15 protein-coding genes are annotated in these 22,584 nt (G+C 72.0%); 12 read left to right on the forward strand and 3 right to left on the reverse strand.

Annotated features, from left to right (window positions below):
- The first annotated feature begins 8 nt into the window (after positions 1–8).
- The 11 genes from ngcE to ACIBEJ_RS21065 all read left to right on the forward strand — a co-directional run bounded on the left by ngcE (position 9) and on the right by ACIBEJ_RS21065 (position 17,996).
- On the forward strand, positions 9–1,382 hold the full coding sequence (gene ngcE / locus ACIBEJ_RS21015) for an N-acetylglucosamine/diacetylchitobiose ABC transporter substrate-binding protein (protein WP_397184444.1): 1,374 nt from the start codon (positions 9–11) through the stop codon (positions 1,380–1,382).
- 1 nt (position 1,383) lies between these two features.
- Positions 1,384–2,322, forward strand: a complete 939-nt coding sequence (locus ACIBEJ_RS21020; RefSeq protein ID WP_397184445.1) for a carbohydrate ABC transporter permease — start codon at positions 1,384–1,386, stop codon at positions 2,320–2,322.
- Positions 2,323–3,240: a carbohydrate ABC transporter permease gene (locus ACIBEJ_RS21025; RefSeq protein WP_397184446.1), complete on the forward strand. Its 918-nt coding sequence runs from the start codon at positions 2,323–2,325 to the stop codon at positions 3,238–3,240.
- 16 nt (positions 3,241–3,256) lie between these two features.
- Positions 3,257–3,814: a GNAT family N-acetyltransferase gene (locus ACIBEJ_RS21030; protein ID WP_397184447.1), complete on the forward strand. Its 558-nt coding sequence runs from the start codon at positions 3,257–3,259 to the stop codon at positions 3,812–3,814.
- Positions 3,811–4,677, forward strand: a complete 867-nt coding sequence (locus tag ACIBEJ_RS21035; RefSeq protein ID WP_397184448.1) for an SseB family protein — start codon at positions 3,811–3,813, stop codon at positions 4,675–4,677. The genes ACIBEJ_RS21030 and ACIBEJ_RS21035 overlap by 4 nt, the downstream gene beginning before the upstream one ends.
- Positions 4,674–5,057 carry a hypothetical protein gene (locus ACIBEJ_RS21040; protein WP_397184449.1) on the forward strand — a complete coding sequence of 128 codons (384 nt, stop codon included), beginning with the start codon at positions 4,674–4,676 and terminating at the stop codon, positions 5,055–5,057. The genes ACIBEJ_RS21035 and ACIBEJ_RS21040 overlap by 4 nt, the downstream gene beginning before the upstream one ends.
- Before the next feature lie 88 nt (positions 5,058–5,145).
- Positions 5,146–5,550 (forward strand): YbaB/EbfC family nucleoid-associated protein, encoded by a 405-nt coding sequence (locus ACIBEJ_RS21045; RefSeq protein ID WP_397184450.1) that lies wholly within the window; start codon positions 5,146–5,148, stop codon positions 5,548–5,550.
- Positions 5,547–5,897, forward strand: coding sequence for a hypothetical protein (locus tag ACIBEJ_RS21050; protein WP_397184451.1), 351 nt, complete (start codon positions 5,547–5,549; stop codon positions 5,895–5,897). The genes ACIBEJ_RS21045 and ACIBEJ_RS21050 overlap by 4 nt, the downstream gene beginning before the upstream one ends.
- Positions 5,898–5,924: 27 nt before the next feature.
- A complete protein-coding gene (locus tag ACIBEJ_RS21055) occupies positions 5,925–16,919 on the forward strand; it encodes a hypothetical protein (RefSeq protein WP_397184452.1) in 10,995 nt (3,664 codons plus the stop codon).
- A 23-nt stretch (positions 16,920–16,942) separates the two neighbouring features.
- A complete protein-coding gene (locus ACIBEJ_RS21060; protein WP_397184453.1) occupies positions 16,943–17,470 on the forward strand; it encodes a hypothetical protein in 528 nt (175 codons plus the stop codon).
- On the forward strand, positions 17,463–17,996 hold the full coding sequence (locus ACIBEJ_RS21065; RefSeq protein ID WP_397184454.1) for a hypothetical protein: 534 nt from the start codon (positions 17,463–17,465) through the stop codon (positions 17,994–17,996). Before ACIBEJ_RS21060 ends, ACIBEJ_RS21065 begins: the two co-directional genes overlap by 8 nt.
- A 7-nt stretch (positions 17,997–18,003) precedes the next feature.
- Here ACIBEJ_RS21065 and metE read toward each other — a convergent pair whose 3' ends face one another.
- Positions 18,004–20,148: a 5-methyltetrahydropteroyltriglutamate--homocysteine S-methyltransferase gene (metE, locus tag ACIBEJ_RS21070; RefSeq protein ID WP_397184455.1), complete on the reverse strand. Its 2,145-nt coding sequence runs from the start codon at positions 20,146–20,148 to the stop codon at positions 18,004–18,006.
- Between the two features lie 83 nt (positions 20,149–20,231).
- Here metE and ACIBEJ_RS21075 point away from each other — a divergent pair, with 83 nt between their 5' ends.
- A complete protein-coding gene (locus ACIBEJ_RS21075) occupies positions 20,232–21,062 on the forward strand; it encodes a LysR family transcriptional regulator (RefSeq protein WP_397185271.1) in 831 nt (276 codons plus the stop codon).
- On the opposite strand, the gene ACIBEJ_RS21080 is transcribed toward ACIBEJ_RS21075, so the two are convergent.
- Both ACIBEJ_RS21080 and ACIBEJ_RS21085 read right to left on the reverse strand, forming a co-directional pair.
- Positions 21,004–21,732 (reverse strand): DNA alkylation repair protein, encoded by a 729-nt coding sequence (locus tag ACIBEJ_RS21080; RefSeq protein WP_397184456.1) that lies wholly within the window; start codon positions 21,730–21,732, stop codon positions 21,004–21,006. The genes ACIBEJ_RS21075 and ACIBEJ_RS21080 overlap by 59 nt on opposite strands.
- Positions 21,729–22,409, reverse strand: coding sequence for a TetR/AcrR family transcriptional regulator (locus ACIBEJ_RS21085; protein ID WP_397184457.1), 681 nt, complete (start codon positions 22,407–22,409; stop codon positions 21,729–21,731). The genes ACIBEJ_RS21080 and ACIBEJ_RS21085 overlap by 4 nt, the downstream gene beginning before the upstream one ends.
- Positions 22,410–22,584 lie beyond the last annotated feature (175 nt).

Below are 22,584 nucleotides of genomic sequence, written 5' to 3' on the forward strand. Positions count from 1 at the left end.
TCATAGCCATGTCTGACACCCCCCAGATTTCCCGGCGCCAGCTCTTGCGCGGCGCCGCCCTCGTTCCCGTCGCCGGGGCCCTGGCCGCGTGCGCGACCCCGGCCCCCCAGACGCCCGCCAGCACCGCGCCCGGCGCGGCGAAGGCGCTGGAGGTCTGGATCTTCGACGGCGGATTCGGGCACAAGTACGCCACGGACATCCACCAGCCGTTGTTCAAGGCCAAATACCCCGATGTGACGATCAAGCACAACTTCACCAAGGAGATCACGAAGGTCCTGCAGCCGAGGTTCGCCGGCGGCAACCCGCCCGACGTGATCGACAACTCCGGCGCCAACGCCATGGACTTCGGCGCCCTGGCCCAGGACGGCCAGTTGCAGGACCTGACGCCGCTGCTGGACAAGGAGAGCTGGGACGACCCCGCGGTCAAGGTACGCGACACGCTCGACCCGGCCGTCATCGAGATCGGCACCTACGACGGCAAGTTCTCCGTCGTCGGCTACGTGAACTACATCTACGGCATCTGGTACTCGATGAAGGCGTTCAAGGAGAACGGCTGGGAGGCGCCGAAGACCTGGGACGACTTCGTCAAGCTCTGCGAGACGATCAAGAAGTCGGGCAAGATGGCGCCCTTCACCTACGCCGGCAAGCACCCCGGATACGCCCTCGACCCCATCCTCACCATGGCCGCGAAGATCGGCGGCAAGGAGATCCTGCTCAACCTCGACAACCTCGAGGACGGCGCCTGGCAGGCCGAGGCGCTCAAGGAGTCGGCGACCAGGTGGGCCGAGATCGGCGCCAAGTACCTGATGGAGGGCACCGCCGGCCTCGACCACGTGCAGACCCAGACCGCGCAGAACAAGTACCAGGTCGCCATGCTCCCCTCCGCCTCCTGGCTGGAGAACGAGCAGCGCACCACCACCCCGCCCGGCTTCGACTACGCGATGTTCCCCGTCCCCGACGTCACCGGCGCCGACAAGCTCCCGTACGGCACGCTGCACACCCAGCCGGGCGAGAACTTCATCGTCCCCGCGAAGGCCGCCAACACCCAGGGCGGCGTGGAGTACCTGCGGGCCATGCTGTCGAAGAAGGCGGCGGGCGAGTTCAGCCAGCTCGTCTCCACCGTGCCCACGGTCAAGGGCGCCGGCGAGGGCCTGCAGCTCTCGACCGGCGTCAAGAGCGCCTCCGAGGCATATGCCGCCGCGGGGGAGAACACGCTCTACTGGCGCTGGAACGCCTGGTACCTGCAGCTCAAGGACGAGAGCGCCGCCGCCACCGGCGAGCTCATGAGCGGGCGGCTGACGCCGGAGAAGTTCCTGGAGCGCATGCAGAAGAAGGCCGACGAGATCAAGGGCGACTCCTCGATCAAGAAGTACAAGCGCTGACATGGGAGTTCCGGCCGCAGCGGTGCCGTCGTGGTTTCAGCGGCACCGCCGTACCCTGTTCATCTTCTCGTTTCTCGTCGCGCCGATCGCGCTCTACCTGATCTACGTGATCTCGCCTTACATCCAGGCGTTCCAGATCTCGCTGACCGACTGGCGCGGCGTGTCCGGCACGCCGAACTTCATCGGGCTGGACAACTACCGGCGGCTCTTCGACGACAGCGTCTTCTGGAAGGCGGTCACGCACAACGCGGCGCTGCTGGTGCTGCTGCCGGTCGTGACGATCGTCATCGCGCTGTTCTTCGCCTTCCTGCTCAACGTGGGCGGCGCCAAGGGGACCAGCGGCATCCACGGCTCCGGCTTCTACCGGGTGGTGTCCTTCTTCCCGCAGGTGCTCGCCGTGGCCGTGGTCGCCGTGCTGTTCCAGCAGGTGTTCAGGCCCGACGGCAGCGGCATGCTGAACGGCCCGCTCATGGCGCTCGGCGTCAGGCCGATCGGCTTCCTGTCCGACCCCGGGATCGCCTTCTGGTCGGTGCTCGGCGTCATGGTCTGGCAGGCCGTCGGCTTCTACGTCGTGCTGTTCTCCGCCGGGCTCGCCTCGATCCCGAGGGACATGTTCGAGGCCGCGCAGATCGACGGGGCCGGGCGGATCAGCCTGTTCTTCCGCATCACGCTGCCGCTGCTGTGGGACACCGTCCAGGTGGCCTGGGTGTACCTGGGCGTGCTGGCGCTCGACGTGTTCGCCATCGTCTGGGTCATGACCGACCAGCACGGCGGCCCCGACTTCTCCACGACCGTGATGGCGGCGGAGATCTACCGCAACGCCTTCCAGTACTTCAGGTTCGGCTACGCCTCCGCGCTCGGCGTCATCATGTTCTTCTTCACCGTCGGCTTCGCGATCCTTTCGCTGCGCCTGTCCCGGCGTGAACGAATCGAGTACTAGATGACAACGCTGATCTCATGGACGGTCGCGAACTCCCGCAAGATCGCCCGCAGGGAGCGCAAGCGGCAGCTCGGGCCGCTGTCGGTGCTGACCCACCTGGCGCTGCTCATCTGGACCGTCCTGGTCGTGGTGCCGATCCTGTGGACCTTCCTCGCCTCGGTGAAGAGCGAGGACGAGATCTTCGGCGACGCCTGGTCGCTGCCGGCCTCCCTGCGCTGGGACAACTTCGCCCGCGCCTGGGAACAGGCCAACATCGGTCAGTACATGCTCAACAGCGTCGTGGTGGTCACGTTCAGCACGTTCGGCACGATGCTGATCGGCTCGATGGCCGCGTACGTGCTGGCGCGCTACCCCTTCAGGGGCAACCGGGCCATCTACCTGCTGTTCGTGTCCGGCCTGGCCTTCCCGGTCTACCTGGCGCTGACGCCGCTGTTCTTCGTCGTGCAGAACATGGGCAACGTGCCGCTGGTCGGCCCGTTCATCGGCCTCAACACCCATGCGGGGCTGGTGCTGGTCTACATCGCGTACTCGATGCCCTTCACGATCTTCTTCCTGGCCGCCTTCTTCCGCACGCTGCCCACGGCCGTGGCGGAGGCGGCGCTGGTGGACGGCGCCTCGCACACGAGGGTCTTCTTCCAGATCATGCTGCCGATGGCCAGACCCGGGCTCATCAGCATCACGATCTTCAACGTGCTGGGCCAGTGGAACCAGTACCAGTTGCCCCTGGTGCTGCTGCAGGAGCGCGACAAGTGGGTGCTCACGCAGGGCATCGCCGACATCTCCACCGCCGCCGGATACGACCAGGACTGGGCCGCCCTGTTCGCCGCCCTGACCCTGGCCATCCTGCCCATGCTCCTCGTGTACACCGTCTTCCAGCGCCAGATCCAGTCGGGGCTGACGACGGGCGCGCTCAAGTAGCGGGGATCATGGGTGCATGACTTCTGCATGGACGGGTGAGCGCGTACGGCTGCGCGCCATCGAGCCCGCGGACTGGTCGGCGTTCCAGGAGTACGACGAGAACTCCGAGGACCAGAGCAACGGCGACCATCTCACCCCGCCGCGCTCGGCGGAACGGGCCAGGCAGTGGGCCAAGGAACAGGCCGAGAAGGACCAGGGCGCCGACCTGCTGCGCCTGGCGATCGCAGAACGCGAGAGCGGGCGGCTGGTCGGCACCGTCAACACCCACGCCGTGGACCCGCACAACGGCACCTTCGAGTACGGCGTCGCCGTCGGCCGCGCCCACCAGCGGCGCGGCTACGCGGCCGAGGCCATCGTCATCCTGCTCAGGTACATGTTCGGCGAGCGCCGCTTCCAGAAGTGCGACGTGACCGTCTACGCCGCCAACGAGGGCTCGCTGGCGCTGCACCGGCGGCTCGGCTTCACCGAGGAGGGCCGCCGCCGCAGGGGCCGCTACTACCGGGGCCGCTACGACGACATCGTGCTCTTCGGCATCACCGTCGAGGAGTTCGCCGAGCGGCACGGGCTCGGATGAGCGACTCCTTCGACGAGCGCCTCCGGGCGGCGTTCGAGGAGGGGCGCACCGCCCTGTGCCTGGCCCTGCTGAAGGACGCCGACCTGGCACTGCCCATGTCGCGGGCGGCCTTCGAGGGCGCCGAGCCGATCGTGTGGCCGACCGTGGAGGCGGACGGGCGTACGTGGCTGCTGGCGTACACCTCGCCCGAGGCCATGGCGAGCGGGTTCGGACACATCACCGAGCACTTCCGCATCACCTCCATGGTCGAGCTCGCCGCGGGCTGGCCCGACCCGCACTGGGGGCTGGCGATCAACCCCGGCCTGCCGGTCGGCTTCAACCTGGAGTCGGGGACGGTCGCCAGGCTCGCCGTGCCCACGCTGGTCCAGGACCTCGCGCTCGCGCCGGAGTCCGGGGTGCCCGTGGTGCAGAAGCTCCTGCACCCCGCCGAGATCCAGGACCTGCTGCTCGGCGGCGAGACCCGGGTCTCCGGCTACGTCCACCACGCCCTCGACGTCTCGCACATCGCCACGCCCGCGGTGCTGGCCGAGGCGCTCGCGCAGCCGGACTTCCTCACCCCCGACGGCTCGCTCAACCTGCTGCGCTGGCGGCCGGTCGGGCTGGAGATGTACCGCACGCCGTACGGGGGGACCGACGAGGCGCGGCGCGAGGCGGTGGCCGGGTGGGTCGTCGAGGAACCGCCCTTCGTCGGGCTCGGCCTGGTGCCCAACCCCGACCAGGCGATCCGCGAGTACAAGGTGTACGGCGTGGCCGTCACCCACGCCGCGGAGATCTGGGAGCTGACCGACGCCGGAACCGAGGTCAGGCGCGCGGTCTACCACGGCGACGTGCGCCGCTGGTTCGCGATCGGACCGGCCGCGTGAGCGGCTACCGGGCGCGCTGGCGCGGCGCCGACTATCCGGCCAGCCCCGACGCCTCCGCCCTGGAGGTCTGGGTACGGCTGCGCCGCGAGGAGCCCGCCGAGGGCTTCACCGAGGTCGAGCCGGGCTGCCACGTCAGGATCGTGCCCGCGGCCGAGTGCGAGGCGCTGTGGGCGGTGTTCACCGTGTGCCAGTGGGGCGGGCGGGAGTTCCTGGTCCGCGACGAGCGCGAGGACGCGCTGCTCCTGGAGTACCTGGGCGGCTCGGCGCCGGAGGCCGTGGCGCTGGGGATGGAACGTGCCGAGCGCGGTGTCTACCGCCGCTGGGTCCCCCGCACCGAAACGGACGAACCCAACGAATCAGCGCTTCCTCTCAACATATGAGATTTCTGGATCTCATCGTATGATCTTGTCGAATGGTGTTCATGTGTCGGAAACTACCTCTTAACACCTGTGTGGCTAGGGGGGTGAAATGGAGTCTTCCCACGACCGGGACACCGCGGGACTGCAGGCCTACGCCGATGAGCTCCGCGCGACCTTCATGCGGCTCCAGAGCGAGGGGGCCGAACTCCATGCCAAGGCCAGGGCCCTGCAGGTCACGGAGAAGTCCCGTGACGGCCTCGTCAACGCCACCGTGGGCGCGCGCGGCGAGCTGATCAGGCTCGACCTCGACCCGCGCATCTACCGGCACCCCGACGCCAGGAAACTCGCCGACACCATCACCGAGACCGTCCAGCGGGCCGCCGAGAAGGCCCGCGAGCGGGTCATCGAGGTCTTCTCGCCGCTGATCCCCGCCGAGCAGATGCGGGCGCACCTCGACGGCGACCTCGAGACGGTGATGGCCCAGTTGGCCGACCAGATGGGCGGGCGTGGATGAGCAGGGACGAGTACGGGATCGAGATCTTCAAGTCCGTCGCCTACGAGGGCGTCGGCCAGTGGGCGACGATGGCCGGCGACATGGAGCGCACGGTGGAGTCGCTGGCCGCCGAGGTGCGCGCCTGCCTGGCCGCCGCGCCCTGGGGCGACGGCCTGGAGGGCAAGGCGTTCTGGCAGAAGCACTGCGCGGACGGCGGGCCGCACGAGCTGGTCAAGCGCTTCGCCGACCTGCCCAACCAGTTGAGGGACGCCGGCGATCGGGCCCGTCAGGTCGTCGACAACCTCCGCACCACCGACGCCGGGATGGGCCAGGAGATGCGGGCCGGCGCGCAGATCAAGGAAGTCTGACACTGAGGAGCGGATGACGGGAACGGCGTGACGACCACCACGGGCGGGCAGCCCGGGACCGGTTCCGAGGTCCTGGGCGCGGGCGGCGGACAGGCTCAGGGCTGGGCGCGCATCGACAGGGACGTGCAGCCCGCCTGGGAGAACTCCACGCTCCCCGAATGGGTCAACACCTGGCTGATCCCCATGCTCTCCGGCGGCCAGAAATGGCCCGAGGCCAGCGAACTGGCCCTGTCCAAGCTGGCCCAGGCGTACGCCGATCTCGGCGCCGGGGCCACGGCCCCGCTCGACGACGCGGGACGGGCGGCGCGGAAGATCGTCTCCGGCTGCGCGACCCCCTCCATGGCCGGATTCGTCGGACGGGCGCGGGAACTGTGCGGTCCGCAGGCCGGGATGGTCGGCGTCGCCCGTGACGCCGAGGCCCGCTCGCTGGAGGCCGGCAACTTCGCCGTCCAGGTCCAGTACTCCAAGCTCTCCGTCAACGTCGCCTTCTGGGTCACGGTCGTCGCCATCGCCATCGCCCTGTTCGTGGCGTTCTTCACCGCCGGCTCCTCCGCGCCGCTCGTCGGCCCTGTCGCCACCGCCGCGCGGGCCGCCATCACCCGCATCCTGTCCAGGCTGGCCGCCATGGCCGGACGCTCGGTCGGCACCACCGGCCTGGCCCGCCTCACCACGCTCAGCGGCGCCACCGGCCGCGCCCTGCTGCTCCGGCTGATGGCCACCCCGCTCGGCAAGGAGCTCATCGAGGAGATCGCCGAAGAGGGCTTCATCGACATCGTCGCCCAGTGGCAGCAGATGAAGATGAAGACGCGCACCCAGTGGGACTGGCAGAAGACGTTCGCCGCCATCGTCGGCGCGGGCGTGGGCGCGACGGTCGGCATGTGGCTGACCCGGCCGATCTCCCGGCTCACCCGGCACGTGCCCGGCTTCGGGGGACGGGCGCTGACCACCGGCGTCACCAACTCCATCGCCTCACCGGTGGGCAGCCTGGCGGCCAACACGATCGTCTACCAGCAGCCGCCGGGCAACCCGTTCACCGCCGAGGCCATGCTGGGGGCCTTCATGGGGGGCGTGGGCCGTACCGGGACCATCAGCCCGTTCAACCCGGACGTCTTCACCGCGGTCACCCACCCGCTGTCGTCGCTGGCCTCGGCCAACGACCTGGCCGCCGCCGCCGACCAGGCCCGCGCGGGCGACCCTCCGTCCTCACCCCCGCCCGGCACCGGCCCCACGGCCCCTGGCACGGGCCCCACCCAGCCCGGCGGACCGGTGCCGACCGGCATGAACACCGGCCCCCAGCCCGGCACCGGCCAGAACACCCCGACCGGCGGCCGCAACCAGACCACCCCGGCAGGACCGGCCGGACCAGGCACCCAGACCCCCCAGCAGCCGACCCCCGACCCCGCCACGCGCTCCGGCCGCAACACCACGACCCAGCCGGACCCGAACGCCCCCCAGCCCGACCCCAACACGGACCCGAACGCGGCACCGGACCCGAACGCCGACCCCAACGCCGCCCCGGACCCGAACGCGGACCCGAACGCCGCCCCCGGTTCCACGCCCCAGCCCGGCCCCACCACGCCCCCCGCCGCCAACACCGCCCAGAACGCGCCGCAAAACCCAGCCCAGAACCCTGGATCCGGCCAACCCCAGAACCAGTCACCCGCCCCAGACCCGAGCACGGCCCCAGACCCGGGCGCGACCCCAGACCCAGGCACGGCCCCAGACCCAGGCGCGACCCCAGACCCAGGCACGGCTCCCGACCCGGGCACGACCCCAGATCCGGGCGCCGCCCCCGACCCCAGTGCCGCCCCGGCCTCGGCATCGGCCCCCGACCCCAACGCCGCCCCGGCCGCCGCTTCCGGTGCGACGCAGTCGGCCACCTCGGGTCCGGACCCCGCCGTCCAGCCGACCCCCGGCGCCACCCCGGACCCCGGCGCGTCCGTGCAGCCGGTCCAGACGCCCACCCCGGTCCCCGCCCCCGCAACCACCCAGACGGCCAACCAGCCAGGCAACCAGACCGGGAACCAGTCAGGCACGCAGGCGGCCAACCAGTCAGGCAACCAGGCCACCCCCGCCGCCCGGCAGCGGAACGCGCGGTTCGATGCCAAGAAGGCGGTCGACGAGGCTCTGCTCCACCTCGCCCCCGAGGGCCTCTGGCTCCAGGACGGCAGCGTGCTGGTGTCCGACGGCGGCAGGGCCGTACAACTGTCCGCGGACGTGCTCGCGGAAGCCACGCGCTCGCTCGTCCAGAACGCGAAGGACGGCGCCCGCGAGGACCGGCTGCTCGCGCAGGCGGCGGCGTGGCTGGGCGCGGAGATGGCGCGGGCGAGCGGACGCCCGGAGGCACAGGGCGCCCTGGACGCCCTGACCCGTCTGGCCGAGCGCTCGCCGCAGACCAGGCAGGCCGCGACCGAGCTGACCCGGCAGGTCCTCGCCGCCAACCCCGGAGCCCGTGCGGACACCCTCGTCGGCGAGGACCCCGCGGGCGACCTGTCGCTGAGCCCCGGCTACCACCAGTCCGCCGCCGCCGCACTGGCCAGGCGGATCAGGGCGCTCGGCAACCCGCGCACCCCCACGACCCCGGCGCCGAGCACCACCCCGGCCCCCGCCCCGCGGGCCCGCCGCCGCCCGCGCACGTCGCGGGCGGTCCCGGGGACGCCGTTCGCCGCAGACACCCGCCCGACCCCGTTGACCGACCTCGCCGACTCCGAGGTCAAGGCGCTGATCGACGGCAACGCCATCAAGCCGGGCGACTTCGGCGGAGAGGTCCGCTCGATCGTCTGGTCGGACACGGGACCCCAGCTCCAGGTCACCACCGAGGGCCAGGGCACCCAGCACTTCGAGGTGCGCTACGAGCGGCCGGGCGCCGACACGCACGCCGCCGTCACGGTCGGCGCCGGCACCGCCGCCGACCCCCACGTGGTACGGCTCTCGCCCCGCCTGCACCCCGACCTGGTCTCCACCACGCTGGTCCACGAGATCACCCACGCGCTGCAGGATTTGGCCGCGCCCACCAGGCAGGGCGTGATCAGGAGCACGCTGGACAGGCTCGCCGGCCGTACGACCGACGCGTGCGTGACGGCCCGCTACAACGAGCACCGCCACCTCGCTAGGCGCTACCTGGAGACCAACGATCCGGCGCGGCAGCGCGAGCTGCTCGACCTGCTCCAGGTCATCGCCGAGGACCTGGAGCGACGCGGCGCGATCGCGCCGATGTCCCCGACGGTCACCGGCGACCAGGGGGTACGCCCGCCGCCGCCGCCCGCGCCCGAGACCCCCGTGGCCGCCTCCACCCGGCTGGCCCAGGAGCAGGCCGATGCCCTGGCCCAGGCGGTCGACGGGGTGAAGGCGCGCATCGCCGCCCACGGCAAGACCGCCAAGAAGGCGAAGGACGCCTACGTCCAGGCCCGCGCGGACGCCCAGAAGGCCAGGAAGGAGCGCGACAAGTTCGCTCCCGAGCGGGTGCGCAAGGCGGAGGAGGAGGCGAAGAAGCAGCAGGAGATCCACCGCCGCCACCATCGCATCATCCTGGCCTACGTCCAGGCGCGCGAGGCGGCACAGGCGGCGCAGGAGGGCTATGCGAAGCTGGCCGCCGACCTGGAGTGGCACCGGAGCGCCACGCCCGCCGTCGTGGCCGCCGCCGCGAGCGCGCTGGCCGACACGGAGGCGGAGGCCAAGAGCCTGCTCGACGCCTACGACGAGGCGCTGCGCAAGGCGGTGCCCGACCGGGAGATCCTGCCGAACGCGGTCGCGACCGGCAGGCTGCCGCACATCACGCGGCTGACCCAGCGGCTCAACGCGGCCATGCGCGCCCAGGGCGTCGACCAGACCTTCACCCCCGACCAGCTCCAGCGGGTGCTGAAGGCGCACTTCCGCCGCCTGGTGACGACGGAGGGCGCGGTCCTGCGGGTCGGCGTCCACCACCAGGGCGAGATACGGATCAAGCTGTCCGCGGGCGAGCTGGTCGAGGTTCTCGGACATTCGGCGGACGCCTCGGAGATGATGCTCGGCCGCCTGCCGCAGGGCGGGCTGGCGGTCGCGGCGGCGATGGCGCGGGTGCACGTGCTCAAGGCCGGCGCGAAGGCGAAGCGGCTGCTGCCGTTCCTGAAGGTGCTGAGCGAGGACTCCCCGATCAGGATGTGGACCGAGGCGGCCGTCAGGACCTTCGGCCCCGGTGCGGACGCCGGCCACGCGCGCACCCGGTCGGTGAACGGCGCTTCCAGTGACTACGTGGTCGGCGGCGCGGTCGAGGACAACCGCGGCGAGTCCACGCTGTTCGCGGCCGAGGCCGAGTGGCAGATCGACATCCGCACCTCGCAGAAGGGCGGGTGGAAGAGCGTCGAATCGGTGAACACCGGGACCAGGAGCGACGCCAAGGACGTGCGGATGTGGGTCGGCATGGCGCACACCGACCGCTCCGACGGCAAGTCCGAGACGATGGCCGAGCTGGAGGCCAAGTTCCCCGGCGTGGTGTCCAACCTGGACGACAAGTTCCCCGCGCACCTGCTCCTCGCGATGAGCGGCACCGAGAAGATGTTCGAGGCCGCCGTGGCCGCCTTTGACGGCGCCGCCGACGTCGGCACCGACCTGCGCCACCAGTTGCGCACCTTCCTGTACGAGAAGTGGCACAGCCAGATGGCCGACTCCATCAACTCCGCCGTGCGGGGGAGGCTCACCAGGAACGGCCGGCCGTACGCGCGCGTCGAGGTGGTCACGACCCCCGTGTACGGCACGGCCCGCCGCGTCGGCATCGCCACCAACGAGCGCTGGAAGGAGGACCTGGGCGTGGCGGTGACCGTCGCGAACGGCGGCCAGTCGTTCGGGTTCTCCACCGACGCCTCGGTCAGCGGCGAGCGGGCCTTCAACGCGCTGGGCGATGAGGTGGAGGACCTCCTCGACACCGACGTCGACGGCAAGTGGAGCGCGGGAGCCGGTCACGGCAGGTCGAGGTCGGAGGGGGTGAGCGCGGGCGGCACCGCGTTCAAGCCCGTGGTGGACCGCAGCATGGAGCACCAGCAGAACATCATCATCGGCTACAAGGCCGAGCTGCGGATCACGCTGGAGAGCGGCAAGTCGCCCGACCCGGTCAAGACCGAGGGGGAGCTGCACATGGTCGTGGCCGAGTCCGCGGCGGCCCGCGCCGGCCTGCCGTTCGACCCGGCCGCCGTGATGTACGGACCCGACGGCACGCCGCTGCGCGACAGCAAGGGCCGCATCCTGCTGCGCGACGACCCCAAGGAACTGGCCAAGCCGGTCAAGGGCGACGAAGCCCGGACGGTCTGGGAGGGCACCGGGCCCCATCAGCTACCGGACGCGGTGTTCTCGCTGGTCAGTGAGGTGTCGGAGCTGTCGGAGACGGCCAAGGAGACGATCGAGAAGCTGCGCGCGCTCCGCGTGCTGCCCGACGTCGTCAACGGCCGGCCGATCTTCCCGCTGGACGACCCGCTCAAGGCGGCCTCCCAGTGGGACAACCTGGTCGAAGTGGCCAACCAGCTCTCCGAGCTGCGCCTCAAGACCGGCCTCAACCAGTCGATCCAGCAGAACATCCACTTCGTCCTGACGCTCAACAGCCGCTTCCACGCCACCCAGTACTTCCCCATCGACATCCACGTCAACGTCGACTCCAAGACCACCAAGATCCTGGCCGTCGCCTTCAACCGGGCCAAGGCGCTGCTCAACATCGGCTCCAACACCGGCGTCGCCTCCGAGGGGCACGGCCGCTCCACCGGCGTCAACGGCGGCCTGAGCGCCGGCCACAACCCGGGACAGGACACCGAGGGCGCCAAGTACGGCGCGAGGACCGGAGGCGGCCTCGGGGTCAGCAAGAACAGCGGCTCCAGCCTGGGAGACACCGGCAACGACGTGACGCTCATCGAGACCACGGGCCCGATGTCCGTGCGCGAGACCGATGGCCGGGTCATCGTCACCCTCAGGCAGGAGGGCAAGCCTCCGGTCGAGCTGTCCGACCGGCCCGTGGTCATCAAGACGCTGACGCCGTCCGATCTGCTGCCCGACCCCAAGCGCCCGGCGGGGGAGTGGCAGGCCATCCCCGCGGACATGATCGACCAGGCCACGCTGCTCCACGTCGACACGCGCGGCTTCCTGGACGCGGCCAGGAGGCTCCTGCCCCGGCTGATGGGCCGGGCCTCGCCCGCCTTCCACCACCTCGCCGCCTTCCTCGGGGTGCACAACGTCTCGGCGCACCCGTTCAGGAAGTCGCCGTACATGACGCGCTTCGCCGTACGCGGGCAGGGGCGGTTCGGGCCGTCGCACGGGCAGTTCAAGATGGAGTGGAAGCTCGGCCAGATGCAGTTCCTGACGTCGAGCCCGCTGGTGATCGGCGACATCTTCCTGCAACTGTTCAGCCAGGGCACCTCTCTCGGCACCTCCTCCAACCTCGGCGTCAACGGCGGCGGCGACTACGGGTACCAGGAGGAGGACAACGGCGGTTTCGGCCCGAGCGCCGGCACCAACGGCTCGTGGAACCAGGGCCACAACGCCTCCAGGCTGCTGATCTGGGGCCGTGAGCGGCTCACCATCGACATCGGCCAGCAGTACCTCTTCCGCGCCACGGCCGAGTTCCCCATGTCGGCCTTCGACCCCGGCGACCGCGAGGGCATCAGAACCATCACCGTGCGGGACCGCACGGTGCTGTTCTCGGTGCCGGAGGAGGTCGTCCTGCGGATGTACGCCAAGGGCGACCTCCAGCTCCCCCTGCACCAGCTCGCCGACGCCGTGGAACGCTGGCTCGACGGGAACCTGGAGCTCGACCGTACGGTCGCCGTCCCGCTGGCCAAGCGCTACCTCATGGAGTTGCAGGCGCACAACGCCAAGGGCAACCCGGAGGTCCCGCTGTCCGACCGGCACACGCCGAAGACCCTGCTCGACAAGCTGGCCACGCTGCCCGGCATGGCGCCCATGAAGGCCGAGCCCGAGGGCTCGCGCATGACCAAGGCGCACGAGCTCGCCGAGAAGGTACGCAAGGTGGTCCTGCCCGACCACATCGCCACCAAGATGGGCATGACCAAGTTCGACAGCACCACGTTCACGAAGGACGGCGAGCGCACCGAGATCTTCGACGCGGTCCGCGACGCCATCGAGAAGGTGGCGCCGGGTTCGCTGCTCGGCGACCCCGCCGCGCTGGACAAGCTGGACGGCTCGCTGTCCGGCAAACGCTGGCGCGGAAAGATCGACAACATGCTGGGCCGGGGCCACAGGGACACGTTCACGATGCGGGTCGGCTCGACGGCCAGGACCGAGCGGTTCACCGTCAAGATCAGGATGGAGCTGGACCCGGACTCCGCCGTGGACCTGGGCCGCACGACCACCAAGGTGCCCCTCCACCAGGACTACACCTACGAGGAGGACGGCGTCACCGAGTCGGTCGGCCGCAGCCTCGGCACCGAGCTCAAGGGCGCGGACTCGGAGACCTCGGGCGGCCAGGACGCCTCGCTGTCCACGGACAGGAACCGCTCCCGCTCCGGCTCCTACTCCAGCCAGGAGACCACCGTGGAGCGCTACGGCGGCCCCGCCGACATGCACCGGGTCAGGCAGACCGGCAGGGTGATCATCGAGGTGGAGCGGCGGCCCGTGCGGTCCCGGCTCGCCGGCTTCAGGAGGGGCTCGCGCCGTCTGGCCGACAAGGTGCTCCACCCGGGACGGCCCGCCGAGACGAGGGTCGAGCTCGACGTCGAGATGGTCCGCCTCATCGAGTCCGACGAGATCCTGCCCGCGGAGCAGGCGCCCGCCACCCCCGGCGTGCGGGTGCCGACCGACCCGCGGCAGATCGTCCGGCTGCCGGTCACGACGTCCACCGACACGCTGGTGACCGACGGCTCGGTCACCAAGGGCCTCGCCGACGCGCTGGTCAAGGGGGGCCGCTTCAGCAAGCGCGCCCTGCGTGAGCGCATGAACGAGCTTGAGGCCCTGGTCAACGACCTGGCGCTGACGACCCTGTTCGACCGCATGGCGGGCGCCGGCGGGCTGAACAACGGGCGGCTGAACGGCCCCACGGCCTCTGGCTTCGCCTACGACATCGGGCTGCGGGCGCGGCCGTACGTGAACGCGGTCGTGGTGGGCCCGCTCAAGGCGCGCGAGGCCGGCCGCGTCTACCGCATCCAGCGGATGGCCGGCGCGTCCACAGGCCGCAGTTGGCTGCTCCCCCTTGCCAGAGGCGTCGGCGGCGAGCACGCGGAGACGACCATAAGGGGCGGCTACAACAGCGGCGACCAGGCCAGCAGCCGCACCACCATGTCGATCGGCAACCGCGACGAGGCCACCGACTACCAGCGCGGCCCCATGGTCAAGGTCGAGTTCCACGTCGCCTACGACGGGACGCTCACCCAGATCACCCGCAACCCGCGCGGGAGCGACGTCCGCTCCACCCCCGACCACCTCCCCAACCTCGGCACCGCGACCGTGGTCGTCGCCATGTTCCTGGGCGAGTACCGGCAGATGATGGCCGAGGCGGAGGCCGGCGTGCCGCTCGGGTCGGGCTGGTCGTTCACCCCGCCCGCGATGGACCACGGCACCCTGCTCCTGGAAGGGACCGCCCCGGCGGCCGACCCGCTCGCGCCGCTGGTCGAGGCCCGGCGCAGGGCGTTCGACGAGCAGGTCAACGTCCACCTCACGGTGACCGAGGACGACGGCACCGTGCGCGGCTACCTGTTCGCCCCCGACGGCACCGTCCGCAGCGACGAGCGGGACCTCGGGTTCGCCGAGGCGTTCGGCACCGTGCCGGAGCAGCTCGTCCAGCTTTCCCGCGACCACGACCTGGACCTGCGCCACCTCTTCCACACCTCGCCCGTCGAGGGCACGCTCTCCGACAAGATCCGGGCCGAGCTGGACAGCCGCGACGTGTCACACGAGGCGCCCGCCCCGGCGTTCCCGCCCGCCGCCGCCAAGCCCGCCGCGAAGCCGGCGTCCACGGCCGCGCCCGCCGCGGGCAGCGCCAGCCAGGCGGCGGCAGGTCCGGCCGCCGCCTCGGCGCCGGGGGCCCCGGGCGCGTCCGCGCCGTCGCCCGCCCTGCCGGACTCGCCGTTCGCCCTCGACGCCCGCCCGGCCTCCATGCCCGACCTGGATCACGACGAGCTGGCCGCCGTCCAGCTCACGCCCAGCTCCTTCGGCGGCGCCGTCACCTCGCTGCGCTGGCTGGCCGACGGCAGCACCATGGAGATCGTCACGCCGGACCACGGCATCCTCTACGTCCGCTTCAAGATCGGCGATCCCGGCGCCGCCGACAACGCCAGGATCTCCACCGGGGACAACCAGGACGACCCGCTCGTGGCCGTCCTGCGGCCGAGGCTGCACCCGTACGCCGTCGAGTCCACGCTGGTGCACGAGATCAGCCACGCCATCCAGGACGAGATGGCCAACCGGGAGGGCCAGAGCCAGGGCGTGGTCCGGTCGTTCCTGCCCGGCGGGCGGCTGCAGGAGGGTCAGGACCACTGCCTGACCCCGCGCCTCAACGAGCACGCCCACCTGTCCGGCCTGTGGAAGCAGGCCACCGACGCGGTGGCCCAGCTCAACCTGGCCCAGGCGATCGAGGCGATCGCCGCCGACGTCGCGTCCAGGGGACACCCGGCGCCGCCACCGCCGTGGGGCGACGGCCCGCGCGTGACCTCCGCGCCGCGCCAGGGCTCGATCGCCGACCTGCTCAACACCGGCGCCGGTCCGGTGATCGACTCCGCCACCGCGATCGGGGCCCTCGACACCTCGCCGGCGGCGCTCGGCCGCCTGGCCGAGGTCGCGGGCGTCACCTCGATCACCCCGGCGGGACCCGGCCGCTTCACCGTCGAGTGGCCAGGCGGCAGCCTGGACCTGGTGGTCTCCAAGTCCGCCGCGCCGCCCGGCCTGGTGGACACCTTCCCGCAGCTCGACGGGCCCGGCCGGCTCGTGCTGGAGGTCTCCGCCTTCAACGCCGCCGACGTCGCGCTCAACACCGCCACGCACATCGCGCTGCGGACCGCGGGACTGCCGCCCGGCGCCGTCCTCAACGGGCAGACCCTGCCCGCCGACCCGGCGATCGGCCTCGACGACGTCCCCGCGCTCGTCCGGCTCAGGACCGCCGTCCTGGCGCTCGCCGAAGCGCCCAGGCCGCTGCGCGCCCAGCGCGAGAACGAGCTGCGCCAGGCCGCGACCCAGGCCGGTCTGGGCCTGACCATCGGCGGCCTGCCCGCGCGGACCCGCCTCATCCTGGCCGCGCGCGGCGGCCACCTCGCGCCCGCCCACGTCGACGCGCTGCACGCCGTCTTCGGCCAGCCGGCCATCCCGCCCGTGCGGGCCGCCGCCGCGGCCCTCACGCGCGCCGCCGAGCAGGCGGGGGCCGAGGTCAGGGTGTACGGCGAGGCCCTCATGGACCTGCTCGTCCCGGGGCGGCCGCCGGTGGCCGTCGAGCTGTCGGCCCACCGGGCCACCCGCGGCGAGCCGCTCACCATGAGACTCCACGGACCCATGGCGCTCTTCCAGGTGGCCGCGCTCGGCTCGCTGGGCACGATCGAACGCGACGCCGCGGGCGAGACGGCCGCCATGATCGGCGCCATGCTGGGGCTGCCGACCGGCGCTCCCGTGTTCAGGCGCGACCCGTTCCCCGACCCGGACGCCGCCCCCACCGCCCTGACCGTGGCCGACCACCAGGCGCTCGCCCGGCTGCGGGAGGCGGTGCGCCAGGTCGAGGCGGCCACGCCGTACCAGAGGCCGGCGAGGTTGCGGGTGCTCGTGGAGCTGGCCACCTCGCTGGGCGTGGGCGACAACCCGCACCTGCGCGACCAGGTGCCGCCCGCCCTCGCCGACGCCCTCGTCAGGCTCGTGGACGGGCGCGGGCGGGTCGACGAGCGCGTCTCCTTCCGCCAGTCGATCCGCGAGCTGCTGGACGGCCGCCATCCGCCGACCGACCGCGCCCAGCAGGCCCGCCGGCTCGCCAACACCACCGGGTACTTCCCCTACGAGTGCCTCTGTCCTGACGACGAGCCCTGCGTGTGCGGCTACCGCCCGATCAGGTACGCGGTCGTGGATGCGCCATGATGGGGGCGGACGAAGGGACGGACATGGGATTCGCGGTGGCGCGCACGAGGGACGAGGCACACCTCTACCTCGACCTGAACCCGTGCGAGCGGTGCGGCTCCGTCGAGACGACCTGGAACAGGGGACTGGTGATCGCCGAGGGCGAGCGGGCCGACCGCTACGCCGGTCGCTGCCGCGGCTGCGGGAACGAGCGCGAGTTCCTGTTCGGCCTGCCGGCGCGGCCCGTGATCCCCGCCGGGTACCCCACGTTCGGCGGGCCGGAGCCCTCGGAGCTGCTCGACGCCGGCGAGTGGCTGTGGGTGGCCGACCTCAGCGCGGGCAACGTGCCCGTGGACGATCCCGCCGAGGCCAGGCGAGCCCTGTCGATCGCGGCGGCGGCCGTCGAGGAGGCCGTCAAGTTCATCGCGCCCGGCGACGACGCGGTGCCGGACAGCGCCTTCTGGTCCGATCGCGGGCTGGAGGTACGCGCCCGCGAGCCCGGCCGCTTCGACCTCGACCGGCTGCTCATCGTCAGGGACACCTACAGGAACCTGGTGGCCGAGCATGCCTGAGCGGGCCAGATCGCTGGCCGAGGGCTACGTCTACCTCGACCTGGCGGTCCCGGAAGGCGGCGAGAGCGCCGAGCCGGTCGAGGGCGAGGACGCCTGGACGCTGCGCCTGGGCCCGGCCGAGGTCGAGGTCTCCTACGAGGGGGAACGGGCCGCGCGCCTGCACGAACTGCGCTTCGGCCCCGGAATCTCCCGGCTGATCGACCCCGGCCAGTGGGTGTTCGTCGCCGGCGTCTACGCCCGCCGCGCCCTGGCCGAGGACCTGCGGTTCGCCGCCGACCCGGTCGGCGACGACGCCTACGAGAGCGTCGTCGCCGGGTGGGAGCTGGCGATCGACGCCGTGGCCGAGGCCCTCCGCTTCGTCCCCGCCGGCGCCGACCGCGTGCCCGCCGACGCCTTCTGGACGCCGGCCGGCCGGGCCGTCCACCGGGAGAACCCGGAGCGCTTCACCAGGCAGGCGCTGGAAGCCGACCTGGACCACTACCGCCAGAACCTCGACGACTTCCACCGCGTGCACGACACGGGCTGAGCGCCCCTCAGAGAGTGGCGCGTACCCGGCGGGCCGCCTCGACCACGTTGCCCAGCGACGCCTCGACCTGCGCGTAGGTGCGGGTCTTCAGGCCGCAGTCCGGGTTGACCCACACCCGCTCGCGGGGCAGGACCTTGAGGGTGGCCGCGAGCCGTTCCTCGACCTCGTCGGCCGACGGCACCCGCGGCGAGTGGATGTCGTAGACGCCCGGCCCGAGACCGCGCGCGTACCCGCTCACCGCGTCCAGGATGCGCCGCCCCGAGCGGGCCGACTCGATCGTGGTCACGTCGGCGTCCAGGCCGTCGATCGCGGCCAGGATCTGGTCGGCGTCGGAGTAGCACAGGTGCGTGTGGATCTGCGTGCGGTCGGCCGCCACCGACGTGGCCCTGCGGTAGGCGGCCACCGCCCACTCCAGGTACGCCGGCTGCTCGGCCGCGCGCAACGGCAGCAGCTCGCGCAGGGCGGGCTCGTCCACCTGGATGACGGACAGGCCGGCCGCCTCCAGGTCGCGGACCTCCTCGGCGATCGCGTCGGCCACCTGGAACACCACGTCGCGCTGCGGCAGGTCGTCGCGGTCGAACGACCAGGCCACGATCGTCACCGGGCCGGTCAGCATGCCCTTGACGGGGCGGTCGGTGAGCGACTGCGCGTAGGTGGCCCAGCGCACCGTGATGGGCGCCGGGCGGCGCACGTCGCCGTGGATGATCGGCGGGCGGGTGCAGCGGGAGCCGTACGACTGCACCCAGCCGTTCCTGGTGACGGCGAAGCCGTCGAGGTGCTCGGCGAAGTACTGCACCATGTCGTTGCGCTCGGGCTCGCCGTGGACGAGCACGTCCAGGCCCAGGTCCTCCTGCACCTGGATGGCGTGCTCGATCTCTCGCTCGACGAGCTTGTCGTAGTCGCCGGCCGCCAGCGCCCCCGCCACCACGCCGGCGCGGGCCGCGCGCAGCTCGCCGGTCTGCGGGAACGACCCGATCGTGGTGGTCGGCAGCAACGGCAGCTTGAGGTGCCCGGCCTGCGCCGCGGCCCGCACGGGGTAGGGGCTGCGGGCCTGCCGTACCTCGTGGGAAGGGCTCGCCGGCGCGGCGGGAACCTCGTCATACGGTACGGCGGCGCCGTCGGCCAGCAGGCGGGCCAGCTCGACCACCTCGGCCACCTTCTGCTCGGCGAAGGCCAGCCGGGCGAGGAGGCCGGGCTCCAGGCCGTCCTCGGCGGCGACGTCGTAGGGGACGTGCAGCAGCGAGCAGGAGGTGCTCACCACGACCCGGTCCGCGCGCACGGCCCTGAGCCTGGCGAGGGCGCGGCCGGGGTCGGTGCGCCAGACGTCGCGGCCGGAGACGACGCCCGCGAAGACGGTCTTGCCGTCCAGGGCGATCTCGGGCACCCGCCCGCGCACCAGGTCCAGCCCGATGCCCTCGACCGGCGTGGCGGCCAGCGCGGGCAGGGCGGGGCCGAGGTCGCCGAAGTAGGAGGCGACGAGGATCTTCGGCCGGTTGCGCGCGGCGCCGAGCCTGTCGTAGGCGGCGCGGACCGCGTCGAGCTGGGCGGACGTGAGATCGGTGACGAGCGCGGGCTCGTCGAGCTGCACCCACTCCACCCCTTCTGCCGCCAGGGCGGTCAGCAGCTCCTCGTAGGGGCCGAGCACGTCCTCCAGCCGCTCCAGCGCGCCGGACAGCAGCAGGAACGTCACCGGGCCCACCACCACGGGCCGCGTCTCGTGACCGAGCGCCCGCGCCTCGCGCACCTCCGCCAGCGGCCGGGCGTCGCCGAGCTTGAAGACGGTCTCCGGGCCGATCTCCGGCACGATGTAGTGGTAGTTGGTGTCGAACCACTTGGTCATCCGCAGCGGCGCCAGCCCGGCGGTGCCGCGTGCCATGGCGAAGTAGGGGTCCTCGGCGGCCAGGTAGCGCTCCGGCACCGCGCCGAGCATCACGGCGGTGTCGAGCACCTGGTCATAGAACGAGAACGTGCTGGACGGCAGCTCTCCGAGCCCCAGCTCGGCCAGGCGGTTCCAGGTGGCCGCCCGCAGCCGGGCGCCCTCCCGGTCAAGGTCCTGGCGCGTGGTGCGCCCGTCCCAGTAGGACTCCAGGGCGCGCTTCAGCTCCCTGTCCGGGCCGATGCGGGGGTATCCGAGGACGGTGGACGACGACATCTCACTGCTCCCAAGCCGGTGACGTAGACCTTCGGATCGTGCCGTCGATCTCCGCGATGATGCATCATCTATTCGTGCTGCTTATGCTCAGGGAGATCCAGTGCTTCGCCCGCGTGGCTGGGCGGCTCAGCTTCTCCCTGGCCGCCGCCGACTTGGGCATGTCGCAGCCTGCCGTGAGCCAGGCCATCACCCGGCTGGAGAACGCCCTCCACCTCCGGCTTTTCGAGCGGAGCCCGCGCGAGGTACGGCTGACCGCGGCGGGCGCCGCGCTGCTCGCGCAGGCCGAGCGGGTGCTGGACGCGGTCGACGGATTCACCGACGAGGCGGCCCGGATGGCGCAGACAGTTATCCATCTGGCTTATCCACCGATCGCCGGGGCGCTGGCGGCGCGGATCGTGCGGCGGCTGGCGGCGCGCGGCCCCTCCCTGGCCGTCGAGCTGCGCCCGGCCGGGCGGAGCGCCGCCGCCCAGGCGCTCGACGAGGGGCGGGTGTCGGCCGCGCTCGTCGCGTTTCCTGCGCCTGCCCGGTTCGCCACGGGGGCGCGGTTCCACGTGACGGTGGACCGGCTGGCCGTACCGGCCGATCATCCGTGGCGCAACCGGGTGCTGGCCGAGCAACTGGGCGGGCAGGACCTGCTCGTGCCCGGCGGGCGGCTGGCGGGGCTGCCGGGACGGCACCGCCAGGTGGCCGAGGACGACTACGCCGCCGCCCTCGACCTGGTCGCCGCGGGAGCCGGGCTGCTGCCGATCCCGCAGCTCGTCGCCAGGACCGTGCGCAGGGAGGACATCAGGTTCGTCCCGCTCGAAGGCGCCGAGCTGCGCCTGACCTACGGGCTGGCCTGGCGCGGCGAGGGCGTCACGCCTGGGCTGATGGCTCTGGTGCAGGCGGTGCAGGAGGCGCTGTGGACTCGGTAGCGACGTTCTTGAGCGCCTCGCGCCGGCTCAGGCCAGAAATGCCCTTCGCCTGGACGTAGCGGACCACCTCGCGCGGGTTGACCTTCGCGTACTCGCGTAGCGCCCAGCCGATGGCCTTGCGGGCGAAGAAGTCGTTGTCCGACAGGCTCGGCTCGATGCACGCGTACAGCAGCGCGGTGTCGGTGCGCTCCTTGAACCGGTTCTGCGACAGGATCGCGGTCCTGCGCTTCCACAGGTCGGAGTCGCCTGCCCACTGCAGCATGAGCGGGCGCATCGGGTCGGGGAAGGCCGTCAGCAGCCCGCCGACGCGGTGGGTGGCGAGCTCGTCCACCAGGTCCCACCAGGCGCCGGTGACCACCATCTCCTCGTACATCGGCACCGTGTACAGCGTCTGGTGCTCGCGGTAGAGGTGGTAGCCGGACAGCTCGATCGCGGCGTAGCGCTCCTCGCGGTACTCCGCCTCCCGCCACAACTCCAGCACCGCCCGCCGCCACTCGGGCGCGCCGCCGAGCGGGTGAGCGGCGAAAACCCTCTTCAACACGGTACGGCGGGGCCCGGCCGACACCCCGAGAAAGGGCATCTCGGACTTCATGTATCGCTGCATCTGCGGCGCCTTGGCGGTGTCGGCCACCTCCTGCAGCGCCACGCGGACGGCTTTGCGGAGGCTCATGCCTTCTGCGTGGTGCGCTCGCCCGTGGCCAGGCCGTCGAACAGCACGGTGATGTAGTGCTCGGCCAGACCCGTGGTGTTGAGCCTGCCGCCCGGCCGGAACCAGCGCACCGCCACCCAGATCGTGTCGCGGATCATGCGGTAGGTGAGCTTGGGGTCGACGTCCGCCCGGAACTGCCCGGCCGCCTGGCCCGCCTTGATCTGCGCGACCCACATCTGCTCGACCTCGTCCTCGGCCTTGACGAGGTAGTTGAAGCGCTCGAACTGGCGCAGGTAGTTCCAGTCGTTCTGCATGACGGTGATCGCGGCGCGGTGGGGCTCCAGCGTGCCGAAGCCGATGCGCACCATCTCGGAGAGCACGGCCCTCGGCTCGCCGCCGGACTCCAGGGCGGCGCGGTAGCGGGCGATGAGGTCGTCGAGGAAGGTGGAGAGCACCTCGTCGACGATCGTCTCCTTGGAGTCGAAGTGGTGGTACAGGCTCCCGGAGAGGATCCCGGCCTCGTCGGCGATCTCGCGGACGGTGGTGGCCTGGAAGCCCTTGCGCGCGAAGAGCTCCGCGGCGAGCTTCACGAGGTGGTCACGGCGCTCGGAGGCCGTGCCTGACGAGGTCGCGCGCTGGCGCTTGGCCGGGGTGGTGGCGGTCGCGCCGGAGTTCTTTCGCGTTGTCACGTCCTCCATTATGAGCCCTCGCACAATCGCTTGTTCACGGAACACGCCCAGCTCACCCCGCCCCCACCCCAACCACCCCCCACCCAACCCGATTCCCCCACCCCCCACCCAACCCCCCGTCCCCACCTACCCCACCCACCCCGCACCCCCGGCCCACCCCACCCCCGGCCCACCCCACCTCCCA

The organism is Nonomuraea sp. NPDC050790, from assembly GCF_044456745.1.
Lineage (GTDB): Bacteria > Actinomycetota > Actinomycetes > Streptosporangiales > Streptosporangiaceae > Nonomuraea.

Coding starts and splice junctions, on each gene's coding strand:
- ngcE (WP_397184444.1), top strand. CDS start 9: ATGTCTGACACCCCCCAGATTTCCCGGCGCCAGCTCTTGCGCGGCGCC.
- ACIBEJ_RS21020 (WP_397184445.1), top strand. CDS start 1,384: ATGGGAGTTCCGGCCGCAGCGGTGCCGTCGTGGTTTCAGCGGCACCGC.
- ACIBEJ_RS21025 (WP_397184446.1), top strand. CDS start 2,323: ATGACAACGCTGATCTCATGGACGGTCGCGAACTCCCGCAAGATCGCC.
- ACIBEJ_RS21030 (WP_397184447.1), top strand. CDS start 3,257: ATGACTTCTGCATGGACGGGTGAGCGCGTACGGCTGCGCGCCATCGAG.
- ACIBEJ_RS21035 (WP_397184448.1), top strand. CDS start 3,811: ATGAGCGACTCCTTCGACGAGCGCCTCCGGGCGGCGTTCGAGGAGGGG.
- ACIBEJ_RS21045 (WP_397184450.1), top strand. CDS start 5,146: ATGGAGTCTTCCCACGACCGGGACACCGCGGGACTGCAGGCCTACGCC.
- ACIBEJ_RS21050 (WP_397184451.1), top strand. CDS start 5,547: ATGAGCAGGGACGAGTACGGGATCGAGATCTTCAAGTCCGTCGCCTAC.
- ACIBEJ_RS21060 (WP_397184453.1), top strand. CDS start 16,943: ATGGGATTCGCGGTGGCGCGCACGAGGGACGAGGCACACCTCTACCTC.
- ACIBEJ_RS21065 (WP_397184454.1), top strand. CDS start 17,463: ATGCCTGAGCGGGCCAGATCGCTGGCCGAGGGCTACGTCTACCTCGAC.
- metE (WP_397184455.1), bottom strand. CDS start 20,148: ATGTCGTCGTCCACCGTCCTCGGATACCCCCGCATCGGCCCGGACAGG.
- ACIBEJ_RS21075 (WP_397185271.1), top strand. CDS start 20,232: ATGCTCAGGGAGATCCAGTGCTTCGCCCGCGTGGCTGGGCGGCTCAGC.
- ACIBEJ_RS21080 (WP_397184456.1), bottom strand. CDS start 21,732: ATGAGCCTCCGCAAAGCCGTCCGCGTGGCGCTGCAGGAGGTGGCCGAC.
- ACIBEJ_RS21085 (WP_397184457.1), bottom strand. CDS start 22,409: ATGGAGGACGTGACAACGCGAAAGAACTCCGGCGCGACCGCCACCACC.